General features: G+C 49.0%; 15 protein-coding genes, 3 tRNA genes and 1 rRNA gene. 3 read left to right on the top strand and 16 right to left on the bottom strand.

The genetic code is table 11. The features are described from left to right. Positions 1-145: 145 nt before the first annotated feature. The 7 genes from rsmI to ACJMLT_RS09245 all read right to left on the bottom strand — a co-directional run bounded on the left by rsmI (position 146) and on the right by ACJMLT_RS09245 (position 5,140). Positions 146-988: a 16S rRNA (cytidine(1402)-2'-O)-methyltransferase gene (gene rsmI, locus ACJMLT_RS09275; protein WP_405729864.1), complete on the bottom strand. Its 843-nt coding sequence runs from the start codon at positions 986-988 to the stop codon at positions 146-148. 18 nt (positions 989-1,006) lie between these two features. Beyond that, complete coding sequence (locus tag ACJMLT_RS09270; protein WP_405729861.1) at positions 1,007-1,762, bottom strand: tRNA1(Val) (adenine(37)-N6)-methyltransferase; 756 nt, start codon at positions 1,760-1,762, stop codon at positions 1,007-1,009. Beyond that, positions 1,752-2,624, bottom strand: a complete 873-nt coding sequence (locus ACJMLT_RS09265; RefSeq protein WP_405729858.1) for a PSP1 domain-containing protein — start codon at positions 2,622-2,624, stop codon at positions 1,752-1,754. The genes ACJMLT_RS09270 and ACJMLT_RS09265 overlap by 11 nt, the downstream gene beginning before the upstream one ends. A 3-nt stretch (positions 2,625-2,627) precedes the next feature. Then, positions 2,628-3,605, bottom strand: coding sequence for a DNA polymerase III subunit delta' (holB, locus tag ACJMLT_RS09260; protein WP_405729855.1), 978 nt, complete (start codon positions 3,603-3,605; stop codon positions 2,628-2,630). A gap of 36 nt (positions 3,606-3,641) precedes the next feature. Further along, on the bottom strand, positions 3,642-3,968 hold the full coding sequence (locus ACJMLT_RS09255; protein ID WP_405729852.1) for a cyclic-di-AMP receptor: 327 nt from the start codon (positions 3,966-3,968) through the stop codon (positions 3,642-3,644). A gap of 24 nt (positions 3,969-3,992) precedes the next feature. Then, on the bottom strand, positions 3,993-4,619 hold the full coding sequence (gene tmk, locus ACJMLT_RS09250; RefSeq protein ID WP_405729849.1) for a dTMP kinase: 627 nt from the start codon (positions 4,617-4,619) through the stop codon (positions 3,993-3,995). Between the two features lie 224 nt (positions 4,620-4,843). After that, complete coding sequence (locus ACJMLT_RS09245; protein ID WP_405729846.1) at positions 4,844-5,140, bottom strand: helix-turn-helix domain-containing protein; 297 nt, start codon at positions 5,138-5,140, stop codon at positions 4,844-4,846. A gap of 117 nt (positions 5,141-5,257) precedes the next feature. Between ACJMLT_RS09245 and ACJMLT_RS09240 the strand changes: the two genes are divergently transcribed. From ACJMLT_RS09240 to ACJMLT_RS09230, 3 genes are read left to right on the top strand one after another with little or no spacing between them, the layout of a single operon-like run. After that, the gene (locus tag ACJMLT_RS09240; protein ID WP_405729843.1) at positions 5,258-5,443 is read left to right on the top strand and encodes a hypothetical protein; all 186 of its coding nucleotides are present in this window, start codon (positions 5,258-5,260) and stop codon (positions 5,441-5,443) included. Positions 5,444-5,445: 2 nt separating this feature from the next. Next, entirely contained in the window at positions 5,446-5,688 is a 243-nt protein-coding gene (locus ACJMLT_RS09235; protein ID WP_405729840.1) for a helix-turn-helix domain-containing protein, read from the top strand. A gap of 1 nt (position 5,689) precedes the next feature. Next, a complete protein-coding gene (locus tag ACJMLT_RS09230) occupies positions 5,690-5,935 on the top strand; it encodes a helix-turn-helix domain-containing protein (protein ID WP_405729837.1) in 246 nt (81 codons plus the stop codon). Positions 5,936-5,962: 27 nt separating this feature from the next. Here the strand turns inward: ACJMLT_RS09230 and ACJMLT_RS09225 are convergent, their stop codons facing one another. The 9 genes from ACJMLT_RS09225 to ACJMLT_RS09185 all read right to left on the bottom strand — a co-directional run. After that, positions 5,963-7,522 (bottom strand): DUF3794 and LysM peptidoglycan-binding domain-containing protein, encoded by a 1,560-nt coding sequence (locus tag ACJMLT_RS09225; protein WP_405729834.1) that lies wholly within the window; start codon positions 7,520-7,522, stop codon positions 5,963-5,965. Positions 7,523-7,651: 129 nt separating this feature from the next. Next, positions 7,652-8,155: a signal peptidase I gene (gene lepB / locus ACJMLT_RS09220; protein WP_405729831.1), complete on the bottom strand. Its 504-nt coding sequence runs from the start codon at positions 8,153-8,155 to the stop codon at positions 7,652-7,654. A 136-nt stretch (positions 8,156-8,291) separates the two neighbouring features. Beyond that, a complete protein-coding gene (gene pfkB, locus ACJMLT_RS09215) occupies positions 8,292-9,218 on the bottom strand; it encodes a 1-phosphofructokinase (RefSeq protein ID WP_405729828.1) in 927 nt (308 codons plus the stop codon). Between the two features lie 95 nt (positions 9,219-9,313). Next, positions 9,314-9,853: a copper amine oxidase N-terminal domain-containing protein gene (locus ACJMLT_RS09210; RefSeq protein WP_405729825.1), complete on the bottom strand. Its 540-nt coding sequence runs from the start codon at positions 9,851-9,853 to the stop codon at positions 9,314-9,316. An 18-nt stretch (positions 9,854-9,871) separates the two neighbouring features. Then, entirely contained in the window at positions 9,872-10,051 is a 180-nt protein-coding gene (locus ACJMLT_RS09205) for a DUF6472 family protein (protein ID WP_405729822.1), read from the bottom strand. A gap of 96 nt (positions 10,052-10,147) precedes the next feature. Continuing rightward, positions 10,148-10,219, bottom strand: a tRNA-Glu gene (locus ACJMLT_RS09200). 90 nt (positions 10,220-10,309) lie between these two features. After that, a tRNA-Asp gene (locus ACJMLT_RS09195) sits at positions 10,310-10,383 on the bottom strand. Positions 10,384-10,414: 31 nt separating this feature from the next. Beyond that, positions 10,415-10,490 (bottom strand) — tRNA-Trp (locus ACJMLT_RS09190). A gap of 96 nt (positions 10,491-10,586) precedes the next feature. After that, positions 10,587-10,689: ribosomal RNA gene (locus ACJMLT_RS09185) — 23S ribosomal RNA — on the bottom strand; the annotation flags it as partial.

Raw genomic sequence — 10,689 nt, 5'->3', positions numbered from 1 at the left:
ATTTTCCGATTACTCCTCTGAGCATCCGTACGATGCTCTTTTTGTCATGCAATTTTTAAGGTTCTAACTTACTTGAAAAGTATTTCTGCACTTTACTTAAAATTTTGATTTTTTGACTTGACTTTTAATAGTTAGTCTTTCAAACTTACTTTTTGAGGACTTGGTAAATATCTCTCTTAGATACGCCGCGGTCTTTGGCTGCCTGTTTCATAGCATCCTTCTCGCTCATGCCCTGATCCACGTATTTCTGCACATGTTCCTCCACGGAAATGCTTTCCCAGCTTTCCATTTCCTCCTGTCTCTGGGCTTCCAGAGAGAAGCCTTCGCAGACCAGAACAAATTCGCCCTTGGGGGGATTTTCCGTGAAGTATTTCAGGTGTCCGCCGATGGTATCTCTGCGAACTTCTTCGAATTTTTTCGTCAGTTCTCTGGTAGCCGCCATCTGACGGTCTTCCCCAAACAGTTCCGCCAGTTCTTCCAGCGTATCTGTCAGTCTGTGGGGGGCTTCATAGAAGATCATGGTGCGGTGTTCCCGTTCCAGTGTTTTCAGGATCGCCCTTCTCTCCTTCTTATCGGGAGGAAGGAAGCCTTCAAACACAAACCTTCTGGTATCCAGACCGGAAAGAACCAAGGCCACCACCGCCGCAGACGCACCGGGGGCCACGGTCACAGGCACCCCTGCATCGTAGCACAGCTTGACAAGGTCTGCGCCGGGGTCGGAAATGCCGGGCATGCCCGCATCCGTCACCAGAGCGATACTTTCCCCTGCCAGCATGCGTTCCACCAGCACAGGGCCTTTGGTGACCTTGTTATGCTCATGATAGCTGGTCATGGGTGTTTTGATTTCAAAATGATTCAGTAATTTCAATGTATTGCGGGTATCCTCCGCAGCGATGACGTCCACGCTTTCCATCAGTTTTACCACACGGAAGGTGATGTCATCCAGATTACCGATGGGCGTGGCACAAAGATATAATGTCCCTGCCATAATATATTTCAAACAGGCTTATGCCTGTCCCTTTCCATAATAAATTTCGTAAATTTCTTCGGTGTATTCGTTAGGTGCTTTGTAGATGACCAGCGGTGCATCCACCTTCACCCAGGGCTTGCCGCCCCTTGCCGCTTCCACCAGAACCATGGTAGGCTCTTTGTCCGCATAGGGCTGCACAAAACGGATCCGTTTCGGCTCCAGTTTATACTGTCTGAGATGTACCATGATATCCGTCAGGCGATGGGGTCTGTGGATCATATAAAATCTGCCCTGAGGTTTCAGCACCTTTGCCGCTGCCGCCACCACATCCTCCAGAGAACAGAGGATCTCGTGTCTGGCAATGGCTTTCGCTTCAAAGGGGTTCACCAGGCCGCCGCCCTCGTTCATATAAGGGGGATTGGAAGTGACCACATCAAAGGTGGAGCCGCCGAAAATAGTGCCCGCGTCCTTGATGTCCCCTTCACAGATGGCTACCCTTTCTTCCAGTTCGTTCATCTGCACGCTGCGATCTGCCATTTCCGCACTTTCCGGCTGAATTTCCAGTCCGGTAAAATGCTCACCCTTGGTTTTTGCCGCCAGCAGGATGGGGATGATGCCTGTTCCTGTGCCCAGATCCAGCACCTTTTCGCCCTTTTTCACCTTGGCAAAGCCCGCAAGGATGACCGCATCCACGCCGAAACAGAACCGCTTTGGATCCTGAATGATATGGTGACCGTCCCGATGAAGGTCATCTACCCGTTCATGGGGATGGATGGTGATATCAGTCCTCATATACTTTCAGCTCCTCGGAGATGGGTTCCTGTTTGCGTTTCTTTTTGGAACGGATCAGTTTGATCTCATCCACATGGTAAAAACCGATGGTGGGAGGATCATTTTCCGCCTTACGCACCGCCGCTTTTACCTGCTGCATCAGCACGTTTGTTGTTAAAATTTCGCCTGTGCCGTCGGGCGTGGAAATGATATCGCCCACACGAGGCAGTTTCTTGTTCAGTTCTTCATAAACATCTTCTTCGTATTTCAGACAGCACATCAGTCTGCCGCAGATGCCGCTGATCTTTGTGGGATTCAGAGAGAGATTCTGTTCCTTTGCCATCTTGATGGAAACGGGCTGGAAATCTCCTAAGAATGTTGCACAGCAAAGAGGTCTGCCACAGATGCCGATGCCGTTGAGCATCTTCGCTTCATCACGGACACCGATCTGTCTCAGTTCGATACGGGTGCGGAATACTGCCGCCAGTTCCTTTACCAGTTCGCGGAAGTCCACACGTCCGTCAGAGGTGAAGTAGAAAATCAGCTTGTTTTTATCAAAAGTCATTTCCACGTCCACCAGTTTCATATCCAGATCCAGTCGAACGATCTTTTCCAGACAGATCCCGAAGGCTTCTTCTTCCTTCTTGCGGTTGTTTTCCACTGTTTTTTTGTCTTCCTGGGTTGCCTTTCGCATCACCTGCTTCAGGGGGGCAATAATGGTTTCTTCGGGCACAAAGGTATTTTCCTTGATTACTGTGCCGTATTCCACGCCTCTCGCAGTTTCCACGATGGCACCGTCTTCTTTTTCCAGTTTCAGGCCTGCGGGGTCAAAATAATACATCTTGCCCGCCTTTTTGAAACGGATCCCTACCACTTCTTTCATGGGTCAATTCTCCTTTAAGTCCATCAGCATGACCTCTATGGTCAGCCGAAAATTTGCATTCTGTAAAAGCCTTTTGCGCGCTTCGCGCACAGACTGTGCTTTCTTCGCCAAGGTTTCCGCAGGCTCCTTTGCCCCTCGGAAAATGGCGTCTTTCTTATCTTTCTGGATGAGATACCGTTCCTCTCTCAGGCTTTTTGCCGTCAGAAGATCACGATACCACAATTCCATAATATCCAAAAACCGCAGGTCATTTTTATAGGCCTCCAGTTCTTTTGCCAGTAAATAGGCCTCCCCCTCAGGCATGGAAGGGAGGGCTTCCAGTTTGCCCAGAATATCCTGCCGCATTTCGCGGAAGGACGTATCCTCTTTCAGTTCCAGCGCCTGACCGATGCGCCCTTGGGCATAGGCCGACAGCACACGGCTCTCCTCCTCGGAAAGACCTGTTTCCATCAGATATTCCGCCACCGTTTCTTCGGAAAGAGGACGGATCTTCATGGTCACCACACGGGAAAGGATGGTGGGCAAAAATGCCTCTGCACGCTCTGCCAGAAGCAGAAACATGGCATGGGCAGGCGGTTCCTCCAAGGTTTTCAAGAGGGCGTTCTGTGCCTGTGTATTCATGGTGTCCGCCTTTTCGATGATATAGATTTTTTTCTGATAATGATACGGCTTTAAATCTACCGTTTCCAGAATCTGTTCCCGAATCTCATCCACGACGATATTTTTCTTTTCGCCGCGCACATAGATGATATCGGGATGATTCCCATGGTCAAAAGACTGACAGCTTCTGCAGCTGCCGCAGGGCTTTTCTCCTTCCCCTTCACACTGCAAAGCCTTGGCGAAGGTATTGGCGATGAGCCGTTTGCCTGCCCCTGCACCCCCGATAAAAAGATAAGCATGGGAAGCCTTGCCGCCGTTTGCGGCTGTTTTCAGTTGTTCCACTAAGGGGTTATTCCCTCGGATTTCCTGAAATGTATACAAATCAGGCATCTCCCTTCCTTATCAATATTTCAAATATCAGAATTTGTAGAACTGCTCCACATCCAGCACGAATACTGTCGCACCGCCAACCTTTACTTCGATGGGCGCAAGGATAAAGCCATGCATCGCGCCTACGGAAGAAGGCAGTGTTGCATACTGGGTGCGCGCCTTACTGTTTGTTTCAATAATTTTCAGTGCTTCTTCCACTTTTTCCTTTTTCACACCGGTCATAATGGTCGTATTACCGGCGCGCAGGAAGCCGCCCTTTGTATTCAGTCTTGTTACCTGAAAGCCTGCTTCGTTCAGATGGGAAATGACTTCACCCGCATCTTCGTCCTGAATGATTGCAATAATGAGTTTCATAAAGAACCCTCCTTTATTTTAGGCTCAGAAGCCGAACAGTTGATCCAGTCTTGCTTTGATATCGGCAAACACTTCCTCCTCCGGTCTGTCCGCATCAATATCGGCGATGCGTCCGCCGCTTTCCCTTGCCAGCGCAAGGTAACCTTCATAGACCGTTTCGTGGAATGCTGCCTGTTCCAGTTCCAGACGATCCAATACATGACCGTCCTGTTTATTTTTGCGAGCCATGCCTGCTGCAGGTGTGATGTTGAGGAAAATCGTCAGATCCGGTTCTTTTCCTCCCGTTGCGATACGGTTCACCTCTGCAACCATGCTGCCCAGTCCTCTGCCGTACGCCTGATAAGCGATGCTGGAATCCGTAAAGCGGTCAGAAAGAACGACCTTTCCTTCTGCCAGCGCGGGAAGGATCTTTTCTTCCACATGCTGGGCTCTGGATGCCGCATAAAGGAGCATTTCCGCTCTGCCTGTCAGCGCCTTATTAGCAGGGTCAAGGATCAGTTCTCTGATCTTTTCCGCCACAGGGGTGCCGCCGGGTTCTCGGGTCAGGATATAGTCCAGCCCTTTCTCCTGCAGGTATGCTTCTATATTTTTGATCTGTGTGGATTTGCCGCTGCCGTCGCCGCCCTCCACGGAAATGAAATAACCTTTCATAGAACACCTCTGTTGAAAAAATGTAAACTGATTCCTCAGCAAAAGGGTACACCTCTGCTGATTTTATATTATAGCATAACCAATTTGGAGAAGCAAAGGGATTCCTAGGAAAAATCAAGTTCTCGCTTGAAATTCAGGTTCTCGCTTTTGGAGAAAATGTCTTTGCGCCCGTCGGGCATCCATACTGCCCAGAATGGCAGGAAATAAAAAATACCCTTCTATCTTTATGATTGAAGGGCTTGCATCAAGTCCAATATTCTATTTTTATTTTCAGCACTTAATTTCTTGAAAGCGGAAACAAGCGTTTTTTCTTCTAAAGTAAATTCCATTCCGATCAATTCATCCAATGTTACATCCAAAATCTGCGCCAAACGAATCAAATCATCAAAGGAAGGTTCATTTCTGCCGCTTTCGTAATTTGCAATGGCAGTATAGCCATAATCCAGTGCCTTTGCCAGTTTTTGCTGGGAATAGCCTTTCTGTTTTCGAAATCTTTTTAAGTTCTTCGCAAAGTCGGACATGATTTATCCCCCTCCAATTTTACGCACTAATATTAAGTGCATTTAGAAAATCATACCACATTTTTCACTTAATATAAATACAAATTTAGTGCATTCTTAGCGAAAAGAGGAGCTATTATGAAAAATCAAAAACACATCAGCATCCGTATTGATGCAGATATCCTAAAGAAATTTCATTATGTATCCAAATACAACGGCCGTTCTGCCAGCGGACAAATTATGTATCTCATCAACCAATGTATTCGTGATTTCGAAAAGGAACAGGGCAAAATTGAACTGGAAGATACAGAAGGAGAAAACTGACAATGGACACGATGTCTGCCATTCGCGGGCGTATTTTGCAGCTTTGTGGGGAACGCAACCTGACCATAAATAAACTTGCTACCGTTTGCGCCATTCCTCCTACATCTTTGAAAAGCATTCTTTACGGAAATAGCAACAATCCCAAAATTCTGACCATCAAAATGATTTGTGATGGTCTGGATATGACTTTGGCAGAATTTTTTGACACACCGGAATTTAACAACCTGGAACAGGAAATCAAATAACATGAAAATCAAACAGACAACAACCATCCTCATTGGTCAGAACATCCGTAGGATCCGCCTGTCCAAAGGGATCGGTCAGACAGAGCTTGTCCGTCTTCTGCAGCTGCAGGGCATTGATATGACAAGAGAATCCCTTGTAAAAATTGAGCGGGGCATCCAGCATATCTATACATCCCAGTTAAAAGGGATTCGGGATGCTCTGGAAACCACCTATGACGAATTATTGAAAGAAACCGAGGAAATATAAAAGGACGGCTTTGCCGTCCTTTTTCATTTATCTTTTCATTTTGATGATCAGTAACTTCTGCCCCGGGTAAATCAAGTCGGGATGCTCGATCTCATTCACCGCCACAATATCCGCTACTGTTGTGCGATATCGTTTCGCAATCTTCCAGAGACTGTCCCCCTTCTGCACCATATAGATGACCGCCCCCGCTGCAGGCATGGGCTCCGTCAGATCCGCCGCCACAATATCCGTCACCACGTCCGCCGTTTTCTGCCGTTCCGCATTGGCCTCCATGGTCACCGTTGCCCGCAGTTCCCCTTCCCTTTCGGAAAGCATCTGAAAATCCACATCCTCCAGTCTGAGGGATACTTCCGCATCATCCCCCTCCAGAACCCCCTTCATCTCCATAGTCTGGCTGAAGGGGATCCCCCGTTTCAGCATGGCCACCGGCTCCGCATCGTCGGCACAGTGGTACAGGATATCTGCCGTAAATACCCCTTCCGCCTCCACTGCATCCTTCCCCGCATGAGCTTCGGAAAGGCGCACTTCGCCCCAGACCGTTTCTGCCCGCAGCATGGGCGTTTCCTCCCCTTCCAGCAGGATCCGCTCCTTGATGGCAAACTGGTTTTTCCCATGGGCCACTGTCACGGGGTAGGTGATCTTTTCTTTCTGCAGAGAAACCGCGCCCGTTGGTGCATACGCATCCTGCAGCACAGCCTGCTCCGTCGTTTCCTTGCCCTTCAGCGTTGCCCCTACGGTCACGTCCACATGAATCTGTCTGGTCTCCCCGTCTTCATCCACGGCAGGGGTCAGCCTGTAATCCTCCACCGTCAGTTCCCCCTGCAGGTCGGTCTTGGGGCTGATCCCCTCATTTTCCAGATAGCCGCTGAAGGGGATCTTTTCCGTCAGGCTGCCCAGATTCCCCTCGCCATCCGTATACAGCAGGCGCAGGGCAATCGTTCCCCGTACTATTGCTTTTCCATCCATGGGGCGAATATCCTGCTCTGTCAGGCTGATATTTTCCGTCAGCACCTCCCCGATCTCCGGCAGGGCGGCAGGGATCGCCACTTCTTCCTTCACCGTAAAGCGGTCTTTCACCGCAGCCGTGTCCTGTTCCATCTGCAGGGTGTCCGTCAGCGTTTCCACCCCGTCTCCTGCCACATCCGTCAGAATTTCCGCCGTTTTCTTCTGTTCTGCTTCTGCTTCCATCAGAATCACGGCTTTTACGCTGACCTTTCTGTCATTGATGATCCGACAGTCCAGATGCTCCAGTTCTGCCGACAGATCCACGTCCATCTCTCTCCCCAGCCCATCGATATGTAAAAAATCCTCCAGCGGCAAGGTGGCTTTCATGGCATACAGGGGCTTTTCCCCATTCTTCGCCCCATACAGCACACAGACCTCCGCTTCCCCGGAAAAAGAAAGGCGATCATCCGTGATACGTTTCTCCCGAATTTTCACTTTTCCCTCACAGCGCAGAATTTCCTGCAGATCAGGCTTGCTGTCAGGCACGATCATATCTCCTTCCAATAATATCTGGCCGGACTGCCTGCCCACCGGTTCCTTCCAGTTCATCTCCATCGTTTCCTTCGCCAATGTCAACGGCATAAAAACCCTCCTCCATCTATCCAAAGTTTCGAACTTCCACCCTTTGTCTATGTAAATATATGAGAGGTTTCGTTTTTTATGCAAAAAAAAGAAAACGTATCCCTTTTTCGGAATACGTCCATTCTTTTTTTATTTGATTTTTACAAATTCCCCGAAAGGATAAATACGGAAGAACACCTTCCCCTTCAGGTCATCACAGGGGATCGCCCCCATGTTGCGGCTGTCAAAGCTGGTCTGGCGGTTATCCCCCATGACAAATACCGTATCCTTTGGTACCGTCATGTCCACCAAGCCCATCGTTTCGCCGTCCGCATAGGGTTCTCTCAGGATCTCTCCATTGACTTCCACGCCTTCCTCCAGAATACGGATCGTATCCCCTTCTGTGGCAATGATTCGTTTTACGACTGTTTTGTCGCCGTCCGCATCAAAGTAGTGGAACATCACAATATCGCCCTTTTCGTAATATTCCTGCATGGCTGCAAAGCGATTCATCAGTACGATTTCTCCATCCCCCATGGTCGGCTCCATGGAACTGCCCATCAACCGCATGGGCCAGCAGAAGAAAAACAGCACGATGATGATGACAGCTGCCCGCAGGATCGCATTTCCCCACTCTTGCAAATGTCTGTTCAATCTTATTTCACCCTTGCTCTTTTTTTCAATTCTAGGCATATTTTGTATGCTACCGTAATAGTATACGGGATTCGACAAAAAGGTGCAAGGCTGTTTCTCAAGGAAAATCATGGGTTTTTCAAAAATTTTCTGATTTTCACAATATCTCCGTGCTGATACGGATCTCCGCCTCCAGTAACCTGCGGATTTCCTCTCCCGTTGCCAACCCTTCACAGAAAGCACTGGCACTGCCTGCAGCAATCCCCCACTGCAGCGCCGCCGGATAACTGCCTGTTTTCAGCCAGCCTGCCACAAAACCGCCGACCATGGAATCACCGGCTCCGACAGAGTTACGGACTGTTCCTCTGGGGGCTTCCCCAAAGAACACCTTCCCGTCAGAAGTCAGCAGCACGGCTCCTTCCGCCGCCATGGAGATCAGCACATTCTGTGCCCCCATTTCCTGCAGCCGTCTTCCCTGGGCAACGATCTCCTCTCTGGTAAACAGTCTGCTTTGAGCCAGTTCCTCCAGTTCCTGCCGATTAGGCTTGATCAGAAAGGGTTCATACCGCAAGGTCTTCATCAGCGCCTCACCTGCCGTATCCACCACCGCATAAACGCCCCGTTCATCCAGAAGCCCCAGTATCTTTTCATACAGGTCTTTGGGCAGAGAAGGAGGGATGCTGCCGGAAATGATAAGCATATCTCCTTTCTGCAGGCTGTTGACCTTCTCAAAAAGGGCTTCCATAGCCGCCTGATCCACCGCAGGGCCTCCGCCGTTGATCTCGCTTTCCTCCTGCCCTTTGATCTTCACATTGATGCGGGAAAAGCCTTTGGCAAGGCGTACAAACTCCGTCTGACAGCCCTGTTCCCGCAGATCCTGCTCAATAAAATCCCCCGTAAAGCCCGCCAGAAAACCCAAGGCTCTGTTGGGGATCCCCAGATTTTTCAGAATCACCGTTACGTTGATCCCTTTCCCGCCGGAAAATACCTGCTCCCCCTGGGCACGGTTAACCATTCCCGGGCAAAATTCCGCCATCTGCACCACATAATCCACCGAAGGATTGCATGTCAAAGTATAGATCAAAAAAATCCCTCCGTTCCGTAAATTGCTGTTAGTATATCCATCTTTTCCGAAAATATGAAGAAGGTCTCAGGGCTTCTGACCCGAGACCTTTTGTTTTATGCCATTCTATTTTTTTCCACCGTCACGGTTTTCGTTCCGTTGTCCCAGCCCACATCGTAGCCAAAGCTCTGCACCATATACCGCAGAGGCGCATAGGTTCTGCCATCCTTCACCACGGCTGTGGTGTCCATCTGAAAGCGGTCTGCGATCATTGTCATTTCTCCGCTGTCTTTTTTCACTTTGCCAAACATTTTTACTTCCGGCTCATCCAACTGAAAACTCAGAGACATATATACGATTCTGCCATAGACCTGTTTGCCTTCGATATCATAACCAAAGCCTTCGATGCCCGGATCATAGGTATCGGAAAAGACAGCCGTTCTGGTTCTTCTGTCCCATTCCACCTCAATGCCCATCGCATCTGCCACAGGGCGCAGTGGCACCATGGTTCTGCCGTTTTCATCCACATAGGGCTTGGCATCGGTAAATTCCACCTGTTTCCCGTCCACCATCACATTGATATCCTTTGCAAAAACTGTTCCGGCGCAGCCAAACATCATCACGCCGGTCAAAAGCAGTGCCATCCACGTCTTCATATCCTCGCCCCCTTGCGATCACATCTGTTTTCTTACTGTTTTATATTCGTCCTCCAGACGATAATAGGGGCATCCGCCGTGAAAAGAATCCGTCAGGAATTTTTCCATTTCATCCTCATCCAGATTTACTTCACAGTAATACTCTTCCCATTCTTCATCATATCCGAAATACATGCATGTTTCACAATTGGACTGCATGGAATCGCCTCCCCGCATTTCTTTTCTCTATTGTAACAGATTTTGGCAAAATAAAAAACCCCTCTGCGCTGTAATAGCACAAAGGAGCCTTTCCTATGATCCGTGCGGGATTCGAACCCGCGTTACCGCCGTGAAAGGGCGGTGTCTTAACCCCTTGACCAACGGACCTTAAAAAAAAGTGGAAGTTACAGGGCTCGAACCTGTGACCGTGTGATTGTAAGGCAGTTGCTCTCCCAGCTGAGCTAAACTTCCAAAAAACGACTCAGAAGGGGCTCGAACCCTCGACCTCCGGCGTGACAGGCCGGCGCTCTAACCAACTGAGCTACTGAGCCATATGAAAATGGTGAGTCGTTATTTAAAAAATGGCAGGGGCAGAAGGATTCGAACCCTCGACATTTGGTTTTGGAGACCAACGCTCTACCAGCTGAACTATACCCCTGTATAAATCGGTCTCCCAAAGAAGGAAGCACCTTCAAAACTGAATACAAACTTAGCAATCTTGAGTAATCTATGCAATGGCTTTGCCATTACTTTTTTGGTCAAGCCCTCGATCTATTAGTATTGGTCAGCTGAACACGTTACCGTGCTTACACCTCCAACCTATCAACCTCGTTATCTTCAAGGGATCTTACTCCATA

Origin of the sequence: Anaerotignum sp., assembly GCF_045122575.1 — a bacterium.
Lineage (GTDB): Bacteria > Bacillota > Clostridia > Lachnospirales > Anaerotignaceae > Anaerotignum_A.
Note: the sequence above shows the minus strand (reverse complement) of the source record. Positions and strands in the feature narration are given on the sequence as shown.